At 69.3% G+C, this 15,069-nt stretch carries 11 protein-coding genes; 8 read left to right on the top strand and 3 right to left on the bottom strand.

Annotation, left to right across the window (positions count from 1 at the left end; translation table 11 throughout):
- Window positions 1–1,844: NADPH-dependent 2,4-dienoyl-CoA reductase (locus CEK68_RS08440; RefSeq protein ID WP_152239132.1), on the top strand; the 1,844-nt coding region annotated here is incomplete at its 5' end.
- A gap of 49 nt (window positions 1,845–1,893) precedes the next feature.
- Complete coding sequence (locus tag CEK68_RS08445) at window positions 1,894–3,267, top strand: MFS transporter (protein ID WP_226977814.1); 1,374 nt, start codon at window positions 1,894–1,896, stop codon at window positions 3,265–3,267.
- A 103-nt stretch (window positions 3,268–3,370) separates the two neighbouring features.
- Here CEK68_RS08445 and CEK68_RS08450 read toward each other — a convergent pair whose 3' ends face one another.
- A complete protein-coding gene (locus tag CEK68_RS08450) occupies window positions 3,371–4,492 on the bottom strand; it encodes an ROK family protein (protein WP_152239133.1) in 1,122 nt (373 codons plus the stop codon).
- Between the two features lie 113 nt (window positions 4,493–4,605).
- Between CEK68_RS08450 and CEK68_RS08455 the strand changes: the two genes are divergently transcribed.
- From CEK68_RS08455 to CEK68_RS08480, 6 genes are all read left to right on the top strand, one after another.
- On the top strand, window positions 4,606–7,104 hold the full coding sequence (locus CEK68_RS08455) for a TonB-dependent receptor (protein WP_152239134.1): 2,499 nt from the start codon (window positions 4,606–4,608) through the stop codon (window positions 7,102–7,104).
- Window positions 7,105–7,127: 23 nt separating this feature from the next.
- A complete protein-coding gene (locus tag CEK68_RS08460; RefSeq protein ID WP_152239135.1) occupies window positions 7,128–8,024 on the top strand; it encodes a glycerophosphodiester phosphodiesterase family protein in 897 nt (298 codons plus the stop codon).
- Between the two features lie 209 nt (window positions 8,025–8,233).
- A complete protein-coding gene (locus CEK68_RS08465) occupies window positions 8,234–9,391 on the top strand; it encodes a glycerophosphodiester phosphodiesterase family protein (RefSeq protein ID WP_017911121.1) in 1,158 nt (385 codons plus the stop codon).
- Window positions 9,392–9,480: 89 nt separating this feature from the next.
- Entirely contained in the window at window positions 9,481–10,971 is a 1,491-nt protein-coding gene (locus CEK68_RS08470) for a hypothetical protein (RefSeq protein WP_226977815.1), read from the top strand.
- A gap of 299 nt (window positions 10,972–11,270) precedes the next feature.
- On the top strand, window positions 11,271–11,732 hold the full coding sequence (locus tag CEK68_RS08475; protein ID WP_019797714.1) for a cell wall hydrolase: 462 nt from the start codon (window positions 11,271–11,273) through the stop codon (window positions 11,730–11,732).
- A gap of 121 nt (window positions 11,733–11,853) precedes the next feature.
- Window positions 11,854–12,462, top strand: coding sequence for a glutathione binding-like protein (locus CEK68_RS08480; RefSeq protein WP_017911124.1), 609 nt, complete (start codon window positions 11,854–11,856; stop codon window positions 12,460–12,462).
- A gap of 49 nt (window positions 12,463–12,511) precedes the next feature.
- Here the strand turns inward: CEK68_RS08480 and prpE are convergent, their stop codons facing one another.
- A complete protein-coding gene (gene prpE, locus CEK68_RS08485) occupies window positions 12,512–14,383 on the bottom strand; it encodes a propionate--CoA ligase (protein WP_152239136.1) in 1,872 nt (623 codons plus the stop codon).
- Window positions 14,384–14,472: 89 nt separating this feature from the next.
- A complete protein-coding gene (locus CEK68_RS20965; RefSeq protein WP_148828354.1) occupies window positions 14,473–15,000 on the bottom strand; it encodes a hypothetical protein in 528 nt (175 codons plus the stop codon).
- Window positions 15,001–15,069 lie beyond the last annotated feature (69 nt).

A 15,069-nucleotide genomic window follows, 5' to 3' on the forward strand; every position in this document is an offset into this window, starting at 1 on the left:
AGGACAGCTTGCCGCCGAACGTGGTCGGCTGGCTGAAGCCGTTCGGCGGCAAGCTGTCCTGGCCGTGGGAAGTGCGCCCGCACCGGCAGGTCACCGCCGCGGTGCATGCGCACGGCGCCAAGATCTGCCTGCAACTGCTGCACGCCGGGCGCTACGCCTACCACCCCCTGTCGGTGGCGCCGTCGAAACTGAAGGCGCCGATCAATCCGTTCACCCCGCGTGCGCTGTCGGCGCGCGGCGTCGAACGCCAGATCGATGCCTACGCCCATGCCGCCAAGCTGGCGCGCGAGGCCGGCTACGACGGCGTCGAAGTGATGGGCTCGGAAGGCTATCTGATCAACGAGTTCATCGCCCCGCGCAGCAACCGCCGCAACGACGCCTGGGGCGGCGACGCGGCCAAGCGCATGCGCTTCGCCGTGGAGATCGTGCGCCGCATCCGCGCCGCCTGCGGGCCGGACTTCATCATCGTCTACCGGCTGTCGCTGGTGGACCTGGTCGAGGACGGCAGCGACTGGCAGGAGATCGTGCTGCAGGCGCAGGCGATCGAGGCCGCCGGCGCGACCCTCATCAACTCCGGCATCGGCTGGCACGAGGCACGCGTGCCGACCATCGCCACCTCGGTGCCGCGCGCGGCGTTCGCGGCAGTGACCGCCAAGCTCAAGCCGCACGTGCGGCTGCCGCTGATCGCCACCAACCGCATCAACATGCCCGACGTGGCCGAGCGCATCCTCGCCGGCGGCGGCGCCGACATGGTGTCGCTGGCGCGGCCGCTGCTGGCCGACCCGGAATGGGCGAACAAGGCGCAGCGCGGCCAGGCGCAGGCGATCAACACCTGCATCGCCTGCAACCAGGCCTGCCTGGACCACGTGTTCGAGAACAAGACCGCCAGTTGCCTGGTCAATCCCCGCGCGGCCGCCGAGACCGAACTGAACTACCTGCCGACCCGCGCGCCCAAGCGCATCGCCGTGGTCGGCGCCGGCCCGGCCGGTCTGGCCTGCGCGACCGTGGCCGCACAGCGCGGCCACCGCGTCACCCTGTTCGACAGCGCCAGCGAGATCGGCGGCCAGTTCAACGTGGCCAAGCGCATTCCCGGCAAGGAGGAATTCCACGAGACGCTGCGCTACTTCCGCCACCAGATCGACGCCACCGGCGTGGAACTGCGCCTGCACACCACCGCCGATGCGGCACTGCTGGCCGACTTCGACGAGGTGGTGCTGGCCACCGGTATCGTGCCGCGCGCGGTGGACTTCCCCGGCGCCGACCATCCCAGCGTGGTCAGCTACCTTGACGTGCTGCAGGGCCGGGTGCAGGCCGCGGACAAGGTCGCGATCATCGGCGCCGGCGGCATCGGCTTCGATGTCGGCGAGTTCCTGGTGCACGCCGGCGAGTCGACCGCGCTGGACCCGGCGCGCTGGATGGCCGAATGGGGCGTGGACCCGCAATTCGAAGGCCGTGGCGCGCTGTGCAAGCCACGCCCGGAGCCGCCGGCGCGCAGCGTGTGGCTGCTGCAGCGCAGCCCGGGCCGGCCCGGCGCGCGGCTGGGCAAGACCACCGGCTGGATCCATCGCGCCACGCTCAAGGCCAAGGGCGTGACCATGCTAGGCGGCGTCGAATACCTGGGCGTGGACGACAGCGGCCTGCGCATCCGGGTGGACGGCGCCGAGCAACTGTTGCCGGTGGGCACCGTGGTGGTCTGCGCCGGCCAGGAACCGCGGCGCGACCTGCAGGCGGCGCTGCAGGCCGCCGGCCGCAACGCTCACCTGATCGGCGGTGCCGATGTCGCCGCCGAACTGGACGCCAAGCGCGCCATCGCCCAGGGCAGCCGGCTGGCGGCGCAACTGTAGGCGTGGTCAGCCGGTAGCCGGGAGGCCGCCGGCCAAAGGAGCGGACTTGGTGCTGTCGCATCGCGCGGCTATAAGCCTGGGCATGCCGCACCCCTCGCCCCTGCCCGCCCTGCCAGCCCTGCCCCGCTTGCCGCAAACGGCGCTGGCGGCGTATGTCGGCGCGCATTTCGGCAAGAGCCTGCTGTGGTACGCCGGCGAACTGCTGCTGATCTACTCGCTGACCGAACACGCCGGTCTGCGCGCGATCACGGCCGGGCTGGTGCTGGCGCTGGGCCTGCTGCTCAGCGCCGCGATCGGCCTCGGCGCCGGCTGGGGCCTGCGCCGGCGCCTGCGCGACGTGCGCAGCGCCGGGCGCCTGCAATGGCACGGCCTGGCCGCTGCGGCGCTGGCGCTGCTGCTGGTATTCGCCGCACCCTTGCTGCCGCCGCCATGGCGGCTGGGCTATGTGCTGGCGGTGAGCCTGCTGTTCCGGCTGGCCTACGCCGCCTGCGACGTGGCCCAGAACACCTTGCTGAGCCTGGCGCAGTGGCCCTGGCGCGGCCACGACGGCGCCAGCGCGCTGCGCCTGGCCGGCAGCGGCGCGGCGGCGCTGCTGATCAGCAGCGTGGTCGGTGCGGTGCTGGCGCGCGGGACCGATGGCGGAAGCCTGGCGCTGCAGGCCAGCGCGGTGCTGGCGGCGGTGGCGATGCTGTGCGCCTGGCAGTTGCAGCGGGTGCTGCGCCATCCCGCTAATGCGCACCCGACACCGGCCGACGCCACCGCCGTGATCGCGATCGACCGAGCGCCCTCGTGGCGCGCGATTCCCTGGCAGCCGCTGGCACTGATCGCGGCGGTCTCGCTGACCCTGCCCGCGTTCACCAAGCTCGCCCCGTACGTGGCCGCCTACGGCCTGCTCTCACCCGGCTGGGGCAGCGCGGTCCTGATCGCCTATGCGCTCGGCACGGTCCTGGTGCAGCCGCTGGCTGCGCGCTGGGGCCGACAGCGCACGCCGACGCAACGGCTGGCCTGGCTCGGCGGCGCCCTGTTGCTGTGCGCGCCGCTGTTCGCGCTGGCGTTGCCGGCGCAGCCGCTGCTGAGCCTGGCCGCAGCGGCCTGCATCGGCGCCATCGGCGGCAGCGGCGGGCAACTGGTGTGGGCCTGGCATGCGCAGTGCACCGCGACCCGGGCGGTCGCCGAGCATGCGCTGTGCTTCGCCGCGCTGACCGCCGCCGCACAGATCGCGCTGGCCGCCGGGGTGGTACTGATCGGCGTGCTGCTGGATGCGCTGGACTACCGCGACGGGCACTGCCTGCTGCTGTGCTGGGCGATGGCGGCCGGCCCGCTGCTGTGCGGGGCGCTATGCCTGCTGCTGGCGCTGTTGACGGGACGCCGGCGATCGCATCCGATCGGTGCCGGCCTGGCGGCGAACGCGAGCAGCGGCTGAGACAGCGGCGCACAGTCGACGCCACCGCGCTGCAACGCGGGCTAGCGTCTGCTCAGCAACACCTGCACCGCGGCGCGACGCACTGCGCCCGCCGCTGCATGTCTCAGGCGAAAAACGCCCGCTGCAGCGGCATCAACGCCGCGCCCAGGGTCACCGCGTCGCCGACGGTGCGGGCGATGCACAGTTGCGGCAGCGGCGGCGCCAGGCCGTGCCGGTTGGGCGCGCGCGGGATGCGGATGCGCTCGATCAGGCGTGCGCCGATCGCGGCCGGCAGGCGCCCGCCGATCACGATCGCCTGCGGATCCAGCGCATAGGCCAGATACGCGCACAGCTGCGAGAACGGTGCCTCGGCCATGTCCAGCCAGGCGTCCACGCCCGGCGTGTGCGCGTCGATCGCGCCGAGCATCTGCTCGACTCCGGCGTAGTCCTGGCCGGCGGCCCGCACCAGCGACAGCAGCGCGTCCAGGTTCGGATAGGCCATGCCGCCGACGGTCCAGATGCCGCCGAACTCGCCGGCATTGCCGCGGTGGCCGCGGAACAGCCGGCCATCGGCGATGATGCCGCCGCCGAAGCCGTTGGTCAGGTGCAGGTAGACGAAGTCGCGGCAGTCGCGGCCGACCCCGTACAGACTCTCGGCCACCGCCGCCGCCGCGCCATCGTTCTCGATGGTGACCGCGCAGCCCAGGGCTTCTTCCAGGATCGGCACCAGGTCCACCTGGGTCCAGTCCTCCAGCGCCGGCGGCCCGGCCATCTGCCGGCCCTGCCCGGTGAAGAACGCCGAAATCGCCATGCCCATGCCGACCACCCGCGCCGGGTCCACGCCGGTCTCGGCCAGCAACTCCGCACGGAATCGCTGCAATTGCGCCAGCACCGGCGCGCGGCGCATGTCGGCCAGGCCCACGCGGCGCTGGCCGCGCACGGTGCCGGCGAAATCCACCAGCGCCAGCGCCACCACGTCGCCCATCAGGCCGATGCCGAAGGCGTAGGCGTAATCCGGCGCCAGCCGCACATCGACGCTGGGGTTGCCGCGCCCCTCGGCGGCACGGGCGCTGAGCTGGACCATGCGGTCCTGCACGAAGCCCTGCAGCAGGCGCGCCACGGTGGGCTGCGACAGAGCCAGGTCGCGGCTCAGCGCCGCCTGGGTCTGCACCCCGGTCTTGAACACACGGTCGAGCAATTGGCGGCCGCCGGCACTGACGCGCGGCGGGAAATCGGGATGCGGCATAGGCGGGCGCAAAGCGTGATGGATGCACGAACCGCAACAACCTAGCACATGGACATCTAAGTTTCATACATAACAAATAGTATTAACAACACATTCTTTTACTGGGGGTCTTCATGCGTACCGTTCATCCGCACCCGAGCCTGCTGGCACTGGCGCTCGCGTCCATCCTAGGCAGCGCCGCGACCGTCCATGCCGAGGACGCGCCAGCACCCCCGGCAGACGCCACCACCACGCTGGACCAGATCGTGGTCACCGGCACGCCGCAGGGCCAGTCGCAGAAGGACGCCCCCTTCGCGATCAGCGTGGTGTCCAAGGAACGCCTGGAGCGCAGCACCCCGAGCAGCAGCGTGGACATGCTGCGGGCGGTCCCCGGCTTCTCCGCCGAACCCTCCGGCGGCCAGGGCGGCGGCCAGAACCTCTACGTGCGCGGCCTGCCGGCCGGCGGCTGGTACTACGTGCAGTACCAGGAAGACGGCCTGACCCTGTTCGACGAGCCGCAGGAAAGCTTCTTCAACGTCGACACCCTGTTCGCGCTGGACATGATGACCGAGCGCCTGGAGGTGGTGCGCGGCGGCACCTCGCCGCTGTTCGCGACCAACGCGCCGGGCGGCACGGTCAATGCCATCACCCGCCACGGCACCGCCACGCCCGAAGGCGCGGTGCGCATGAGCGTCGGCAGCGACGGCCTGCGCCGCGAGGACGCCTACAGCGCCGGCCCGCTCAGCGAGAACGTGCTGTACAGCATCGGCGGCTACCACCGCAGCGACGACGGCCTGCGCCGCACCGGCTACACCGCCGACCAGGGCGGCCAGTTGCGCGGCAACCTGACCTTCCTGATGGGCGATGCGGTGCTCGACGTCGACGCCAAGTATTTGAACGACCGCACCGCCTTCTATAACCCGATCCCGCTGGCCGACCCGCGCAACCCGTCGCAATCGCTGTCGGCGCTGATCGATCCGCTGGACGGCACCCTGCTGTCCAACGACCTGCGCCACACCACCGCGCTGAGCTTCGACGGCAACGGCACGCTGGCGCGCAACCTCGACCTGGCCGACGGCATCCACAGCAAGGTCAAGCAACTCGGCACGCACCTGGAGTGGGATCTGGGCGACGGCCTGACCCTCAACAACCGCATGCGCTTCGTCGATGCGGAGGTGGACTACACCGCGCTGTTCTCCGGCGCCGCACCCTACGACGCCGGCACCTACCTCAACACGCAACTCGGCCGTGCGCGCAGCGGCTTCGGCACGCGGGTGGCGCGGGTCGGCTACGTCGCCAGCCGCAACGGCGCCGCCTACGATCCAGCCGCGGCCGACGGCCTGGTGCTGGAGAGCGGCCTGTGGAATGCGCGCACGCATCTGCGCACGCTGTCCGACGACCTGCGCCTGAGCAAGGCGTTCGACGACACCGCGCTGGGCCAGCACACGCTCACCGCCGGCCTCAACGTGCAGCACTTCGAATACCGCCAGGACCGGTTGCAGAACACCGTGCTGACCACGCTGCAGAACAACGCGCAGCGCCTGGACGTGCTGGCCTACGACGCCGCCGGCAACGTGGTCGGTTCGGTCACCCAGAACGGCTTCGTGCGCTACGGCAATGGCGTCACCAGCGGCTTCGCCAACGGCACCTACCTGTCGCCGTACCTGTGGGATTCGGTGCGCTTCGGCCGCCTCGGCCTGGATGCCGGCGTGCGCTACACCCGCTACAACGCCAGCGGCGGCGTCTACGCCAACACCACGCGCAATCTCGGCGATCCGACCACGCTCGCCGACGACAACGTCGGCGGGCTCAGCGGTGCGTTCAGTCCGCGCACCGATCATCGCCACGCCACGCAGTGGACGCTCGGTGCCGAGTTCGCGCTGACCTCGCAGTTGCAGACCTTCGCCCGCTACACCCAGTCGCAGCGCCTGCCGCGGCTGCAGAACGTCTACCAGACCCAGAACGCGGACGTCACCGACATCGACCAGGCCGAGGCCGGCCTGCGCGGCAGCTTCGGCGACACCTTCTCGTTCTCCACGGTCGGCTTCTGGAGCCGCTTCAACGATCTGTCGATCAGCGCCATCGTGCTCGACGGCAGCGGTGCGGTGCAGAGCCTGGCGCTGGTCGGCAAGACCCGCACGCTGGGCCTGGAATCGGAGTTCACCTGGCGGCCGTCGCCGCTGTTCGGCATCACCGGCTCGGCGACGCTGCAGGATCCGCAGACACGCGGCCTGAGCAACGCGACCACCGGCCTCAGCTACGGCGACCTGGACGGCAAGCAGATCTCGCGCATTCCCAAGTTCATGGCCTCGCTCAGCCCGACCCTGTACTTCGACATCGACGGTCGGCCGCTGGAACTGTCGGCCACCGCCTATCGCATGGGCCAGCGCTATGTGGACTACACCAACGCCACCGCCCTGCCCGCCTACACCACCTACGACCTGGGCCTGTTCGCGCGGTTGAGCGAGCACCTGGAGCTGCAGCTGCACGCCGCCAACGTCGGCAACGCGCTCGGCCTGACCGAAGGCAATGCGCGCGTGGACACGCTGTCCGGCCAGGGCACCGCCGACGCGATCTACGCGCGGCCGATCTTCGGCCGCAACTACAACGCGTCGCTGACCTGGAGATGGTGAGCATGCGCTGCCGGAGACTGCTGATGAGCGCCGTGCTGTCGATGCCGGTCCTGGCCATGGCGGCAACGCCGAGCCTGCCCGACCGGCTGCGCGACCCGCATGGGCCGGCGCTGGTGGTGTCGCACCGCGCCTGCTGGACGTTCGCCTCGGAGAACACCCTGGACGGCATCGCCGCGTGCATCGCGCGCGGCGTGGACATGGTCGAGATCGACGTGCGTACCACCCGCGACGGCGCGCTGGTGCTGATGCACGACGAGACGGTGGACCGCACCACCGACGGGCACGGCGCGGTGGCCGATCTGGACGCGGCGCAGATCGCCGCCTTGCGCGTGCGCAGCCGGGGTGGCGGCCGCGACAGCACGCTCACCGCGCGGCATCCGCCGACGCTGGCGCAGGCGCTGGCCGTGGCGCGCGGCAAGGTGCTGGTGAACCTGGACGTCAAGGCCGCGGCGCTGGACCAGGTGATCGACGCGGTGGACGCGGCCGGCGCGCAACGCGACGTGCTGCTCAACGTGCCGCTGGACGTGCCCGACGCGGCGCTGCAGCGCGCGCGCAAGGCCGACATCGCGGTGCAGGCGCTGTACCTGCAGCGCGCGTCGACGCTGCCGCCCGAGCAGGCCCTGCGCCGCGCCGCCAGCTTGCAGCCGGCGGTGGTGCAGCTGATGTTCGACGACCCGGTGGTGCTGGACATCGCGCAGCGCGAACTGGCGCCGCACGTGCGCCTGTTCGTCAACACCATGACCAACGACATCGCCAGCGGCAGACCGATGCGGCTGTCCGCGCACTACACCGACCAGCGCGCGCTGCGCGATCCGGCCGCGGTCTGGGGCGGGCTGCGCAAGCATGGCGTCAGCATGATCCAAACCGACGAGCCGTTGGCATTGCAACGCTACCTGCACGGCACGGACACGCCCCGGTAGCGGGCCTCGGTCCAAATCCCGGCGACACCGCGCGGTGGCCCACGCGCGGTGTCGCCGGGAGTCCAGTTTCAGACGGGTGGCATGCAACGCCAGGACGATCCCCGTCGCTTCGAGCATTGCGCTGCAGACAACCGCGCCCATGGGCGCGGCGGTTGCCGCGCGCTGCGCTGCTTCACTTCATTCCATCAACCCCGAACGGAAGAGAGCACATGAAACTGCCCAAGAAACCCGCCAAGGTTCTCGCCCTGGCGCTGGCCTGCGCGTCGCTGGCCACGCTGTCCGGCATGGCGTCGGCCGCCAGCAACTGGAACCCGCAACATATCCTCAACGTGATGAAGAATCCCTACCAGGGGAATCACGCCGATGTCGTGGTGATCTCGCATCGCGGGCTGGTCGGCAACGGCTGCGCGGAAAACTCCACCTGCTCGATCCTCAGCACTTACAACAACAACATCGAAGCGATCGAACTCGATGTCAAGCAAGCCTCCGACGGCATCCTTTGGCTGTTCCACGACCAGAACGCCGGTCGCGTGGTGTATCACGAGCCCGGCTTCTATATCTTCCAGCCGGCAACCAATCCGAAGGGCTGGAATCCGGACATCAGCACCCTGACCAGTCATGATCTGGTCAACTCGTTCCTGCGCGACAAGAACTTCGCCAAGACCAACGACAATCCGACCTCGCTGGCCAAGGCGCTGAACACCGTGGTGACCTACGCCAACCACATGGTAGTGGTGCTTGATCTGAAGAACCTGGATGCAGTCTCGCGCGCGGCCGACCAGGTCCATGCGTTCCGCATGGAGAACCAGGTGGTGCTGAAATTCAGCGCCTCGCTGCTGCCGAAGACGCCCAGCGAGATCACCCGCTTCACCAAGGGTGTGCCATTCGCGCCGACCATCTACGCCGGCGACATGGACAGGCTGGCCGACGGCGGCTACGTCGGCGAGTGCGGCTCGGGGCGCGGCGACACGCCGGCGTGCCGGGTCAACGCCTGGATCAACGAGGCGCGTCGCCAAAACGGCTTCGCCTGGCTGGAAATCGGCAACAAGCAGCCCCGCCGCGGCGACCCGACCGCCGAACTGCTGGCCGAGAACCAGGCGCAGAAACGCGCGATCGGCGCGTTCTCGCCGGTGCCCGAGTACCGCCTCAGCAGTCATGACGGCCAGCACTACGTGCGCAGCAATGGCACCTGCTGTGCCTCGCTCGACGATTACCTGACCCGTACCAAGTACTTCGGCAACGAGACCGCCGACGACCGTCCGGACTTCCGCGCACAGGTCACTGCCGGCTTCACCAGCATCATCACCGACGATCCGCTCGGGGTGATTCGCGCCAACGTGCCGCGCAACACCGCGCGCTACAACTGACCACTGGATGGTCGCCCGGGGAGTGCGCTCCCCGGTCCTGCACGGCGCCCATGCGCCGTGCAGTCCGTCGCCCGCCTTCAGGAGTTCCCATGCGTTCCGCCCCACGTCCCCGCCATCTGCTTCTCGCGCTGCTGGTCGCCGGCGCGTGCGTGCCGCTGCTGCAACGCGCGGCCACCGCCCACGGCGCGCAACCCGCAGCGCCGGCTTCCCTCGCAACACACCCGCCTGCCGGCCCGGCCAGTGCGCAGACGCCGCCGTCCACTGGCGCCGATTCGATGAACGGTAGCGCCGTGCCCGGGCCACCTGCGAGTGCGGTGCTGGCCGCGGCGCAGGCGCTGCCTGCCGACTTCCAGGCCGATGTGCTGCTGCGCTTGGCTGCATCCGCCGATCTTCCAGCCGACGGCAACCGGGCCGCTGCCGCGCAGCGGCTGACCCAACAGGCTGTGGCACTGGCCGAGCGCGCGCAACGGCGCCTGCCTGGCCTGGCCCGCGTCGGCAGCATCGACGAAGAGCACGACGACGAACTGCGCTCACCGCGCACCGCTGGTCTGGATCGGCTGACGCTGCAGACACGCGCCGCACAGCGCGCCACACCGGCGCAGGCGCAGACGGTGTTCGCCGCACTGCCGACGCCGCACGCCGGCAGTTGCGATGCGGACTATCTCGACGACCCCAGCCCGACCTATGCGTTGGCCAGCGCATTGCAGCCGGCGTCACCGGCAGCGCGCGCCAGCGCAATCGCCGCACGCCTGGACGCGGCGCAACACGAAACCGACACCGCCCCGGCGCTGAAGATGGCGCTCGCCGCGGCGCCGCTGGACAGCGCGGGACAGGCACAGCTCGCCGACAGCCTGGTGCGCATGTTCGAACGCATCCGCGGCGACGACGCCGGTTTCACCGCCACCGAACTCAGCGTGGCCGGCGACATGCCGCTGGTGCTGCAACAAATGTCCGACAGCGCCCTGCGCGAGCGCCTGCACGCCGCCTACCGCGGCTACGTCGCCGCGCATCTTGCGCAGACGCGCTGCCCTTCCAGCGTGCTCGGCAACCACTGGCTGCTGGAACAGCGCTTCGTCGCCGAGCTGCCGGCCGAGCGCATCGTGCCGGCACCGCAGCTCCCCGCGCAGTCGATCGACTCCGATGCGATCTCGCTGATCCGCCAGGCCGGCTACAACATCCGCACGCAGTTGCTGGATGCGGCTGCTGGTGCAGGCGATGCGGCGACGGAAAAAGCATCGATCGAGTTCCTCGACCAACTCGACCACGGCGTGCTGCAGCAGACCGCAGCCAGCGACGATAGCGGCCGCGTGCAGCGCGCGCGCCTGCGCGAACTGTTGCGCTATCTCGAGTACGCGCCGGCGGGCGCGGCGCGCGACCGCGGCATGAACCTGCTCGCCACGCTGCTGAGCGGCCCGTATTACGCACGCGATCACGACATCTGGTTCGGCGATCTGCGCGTGCTCGCCGATCAGGCGCAGCGTTGGCCGGATCGCGATCAACGCCTGGCGCAACTGAGCGGACACGCCGATCCGGTGGTGAAGGTGTACGCCATGCTGATGCAGCGCAAGCAGTTTCCCTGAGCCTCATGCGCCGCAGTGCGGCGCTGCACAATGCCGTCGTGCGGCCAGGCACGACGGCATCTCGACACAGCGAGATGTGAACCCTGTCAACACTCGGGATTCAGTTGCGATTCGGGAACCGGCCCCTATCGTTCGCGCCTCTTCTCGATCCGCCCATCTTGGCGGATCCGCCGGACTTCAGATTGCCGGCATCCGGGCGGCCCGTGACAGGCCGCCTCCCCATGACGCCAAGCCGCATCGCTTGCCGCGCCATCCCGGCGCAGCGCCACGACAACGGCCCATACGGAGCAAGGAGTACGATGAAACTGGCCTGGATTCTCTGGCTCTCGCAATTGTTGCCGCAACCCGCTGCCGATTCGCTTTGCCTCAGCACCACCGTGTACCTGGAAGCGCGCGACCAGACGCTGCGCGGACAACAAGCCGTCGCCGAAGTGGCGCTGCGTCGCCTGGACAGTGGCCTCTGGGGCGATTCGATGTGCCAGGTGGTCACCGCACGCAAACAGTTCGCGCCAGGCCTGGTGAAGCCGGGCACCGAACTGAAGAACGACGACGCCTGGGCCGATGCGGTCAAGGTCGCCTTCGCCGCCGAGCGCAACTGGGCGCTGCCGCAGGGCCAGCGCAAGGAGATCGTGCCGGGCGCCAGCCACTTCGCCGCGCATGCCATCGCCAGCCCGAGTTGGCGCAATGCCTATCAGGTCGCGACCATCGGCGACCACACGTTCTATCGCGTGCAGAAGCTGCGCCCGCGCAACGCGTCCTGATCGTTCGCCACACAGGATGCCCTGACGCAGGCGCGCGCGCCACGCATGGCGCGTCTTCATCGCCAAGCGCCCCGCACAGCAGGTACGCTCTGCCGTCCTGACCGATGCGGAGCCGCCTGCCATGAAACTGTATTCCAAGCCCGGCGCCTGTTCGCTGGCCGATCACATCGCGCTGCGCTGGGCCGGATTGCCGTTCGAACTGAAGCTGCTGGATGCCGCGGCGATGAAGGCGCCGGCGTACCTGGCGATCAATCCGGCCGGCGCGGTGCCTGCGCTGCAGATGGACGACTGGGTGCTCACCCAGAACTCGGCGATCCTCAACTACATCGCCGATCTCGCGCCCGACGCGCACCTGGCCGGCGACGGCAGCCCGCGCAGCCGTGCCGAAGTGCAGCGCTGGCTGGCCTTCCTCAACGCCGATCTGCACCCGGCGTTTCATCCGCTGTTCGGCAGCACCCGCTATCTCGACGATGCCGCGGTGATCGCCCGCACCCAGGAACATGCACGCGAACGCGTGCGCACGCTGTACGCGCGCGTGGAAGCTGCGCTGGAACAGCAGACCTGGCTGGGCGGCGCGCGCCGTTCCATCGCCGATGCCTACCTGTTCGTCACCCTGCGCTGGGCGCGCGCGCAGCAGATCGCGCTCGGTCCCAATCTGCAGCTGCATTTCGAACGCATGTCCGCCGATCCGCAGGTGCAGGCGGCGTTGCAAGCCGAAGGCCTGAGCTAAGCGATGATGCGAACGCCGGCGCGGCTGCGCCGGCGTCGCCGGTCGCACGTCAGCCGCGCAAGGCGCGGCGGATTTCCTCCAGCGCGCCGGGATCGTCCAGCGTCGACAGATCGCCCGGATCGCGCTGCTCGGCCAGCGCTTGCAGCGAGCGCCGCAACAATTTGCCCGACCGCGTCTTCGGCAAGGCCTGCACCAGATACACCTGCGCCGGCCGGGCCACCGCGCCAAGACGCTCCACCACGCACTGGCGCAGTTCCTCGATCACTGCCGCCGCATCCGGCGCGACCTGCTTCAGCGTCGCGAACACCACCGGCACCTGCCCCTTCAATTCGTCGTGCATGCCGATCACCGCGACCTCGGCCACGTCGGCATGGCCGGCGATGGCTTCCTCGATCTCGCGCGTGCCCAGGCGATGTCCGGCCACGTTGATCACGTCGTCGGTGCGACCGAGGATGAAGGTATAGCCGTCCTCGTCGCGGATCGCCCAATCCAGCGAGCTGTACAGCAGCGTATCGAAATGGCTGAAGTAGCTGCGCAGGAAGCGCGCGTCGTCGTTCCACACCGTGGTCATGCAGCCCGGCGGCAACGGCGGCTCGATCACCAGCACGCCCTTGCGCCCGGCCGGCACCTCGACGCCGTGCTCGTCGACGATGCGCGTGCGGTACCCAAGATTGGGAAAGCCGGGCGATCCCGGTTTCACCGGCCGCAACTCGACGCCCGGCAACAGGGTCAGCACCGGCCAGCCGGTTTCGGTCTGCCAGTAGTTGTCGATCACCGGCTTGCCCAGCGCTTCGCCGATCCACAACGCAGTCGGCTCGTCCAGCGGCTCGCCGGCCAGGAACAGATAGCGCAGCGCGCTCAGGTCGCGCTCGCGCAGGTAGCGCGCCGGATGTTTCTTCAGCACGCGGATCGCGGTCGGCGAAGAGAACATGGTGCGCACCCGGTACTTCTCGCACAGCGCCCACCACACGCCGGGATCCGGCTGCACCGGCAGGCCTTCGTACAGCAGCGAGGTCGCGCCGACGATCAGCGGGCCGTACACGTTGTACGAATGCCCCACCGCCCAGCCCACGTCGGAGGTGGAGAACATGGTCTGCCCCGGGCCGCAGTCGAACACCGTGCGCATCGACAACGCCAGCGCCACCGCATGCCCGCCGACATCGCGCTGCACGCCCTTGGGCTTGCCGGTGGTGCCGGAGGTGTACAGCAGGTAGCTGGGCTCGTTGGATTCCAGCCACACCACCGGCACCTGCGCATCGCCGACCTCGGCGCGCAGCTCGGCATAGTCGACGTCGCGCCCGGGCACGCGCGGCTGCGCCGGATCCAGCCCGCGCGAGACGATCAGTACCGTCGGCGGCGGCGCACTGGCCTCCGCGCAGGCGGCATCGACCAGCGGCTTGTAGGGAATGCGCTTGCCGCCGCGGCTGCCGGCATCGGCGGCGATCAACAGCTTGGGCCGCGCATCGTCGATACGCAGCGCCAGGTTGTGCGCGGCGAAGCCGCCGAACACCACCGAGTGCACCGCGCCGATGCGCGCGCAGGCCAGCATCGCGTACACCGCCTCGGCCATGTTCGGCATGTAGATGACCACGCGGTCGCCGCGCTGCACGTCCAGCCGCTGCAGCACCGCGGCGAAGGCGTTGACCTCACGGTACAGCTGCGCATACGTGATCTCCTGGGTCTGCCCGGTTTCGCTGGACACCGCGACCAGCGCCAGTTGCGTGGCGCGTTCGGGCAGATGCCGGTCCACCGCGTTGTGGCACAGATTGGTCAGCCCGCCGACGAACCAGCGCCGGAACGGCGGCGTGTCGTACTCCAGGATCGCCTGCGGCGGCCGCTCCCAGTGGATCGCCCTGGCCTGCTCGGCCCAGAACTCCTCGGGCCGCTCGATCGAACGTCGGTACAGCGTCGCGTAGTCCATGCCGCCCCTCCCAAGGCCGGTGCACCGGCTCCGAGCATAGTCCTTCGGCGGGGAGGGCGTCGTTCCGACCTTGGTCGAAGGATGCCGATCTATAGCTTTCCGTCGAGGCGCGCTTGAGTGATTAGCCTCTGATCTGCTCGAAGCTGCTGCCGATCCGCATCATCAGTTGCAAGACATGTTCGATACTTGTCAGAAAGTTCAGCAACCTGGCGCTGCAGCTTGTAAACAGTGACCAGCCTTGTCTCAAGGTCTTTTTGAGAGAACTTAGAACAGTCTAGGTCCAGTACAGAAGCGCCGGCGACCAATTGATTAGATTCAGCGAAGTCTATATCCCACTCGGACAGCCAATGGACCACGGCGCCTGATCGGTAGCAACCTTGAGCAGCGGCTAACCTTGTATGGGATTTCTTTGCGCGCTCAAGAAGCGGAACTAAGCCTTGGATGTCGGATCGCAGTGTGCTCTCCATGCGTCTAAGCTCCACACGGAGATCAAGAGCTTTGATTTCGCCGGTTCGGCGAAATGCCAGAATTGCAACCACTGCTCCTATAACGCCGGTCACTCCTCCTACCATGCCTGCAATTGATCCAGCATAAGCAAGCCAACTTTGCTCTGACATAGCTTAGTCTCGCAAAAACATGCGTGTAGTAGCACTACGGGTAGCAACGTTGCGCCGCAACGTGGCGTC

This window comes from Xanthomonas sp. LMG 12461 (genome assembly GCF_009192935.1).
Taxonomy (GTDB): domain Bacteria; phylum Pseudomonadota; class Gammaproteobacteria; order Xanthomonadales; family Xanthomonadaceae; genus Xanthomonas_A; species Xanthomonas_A sontii.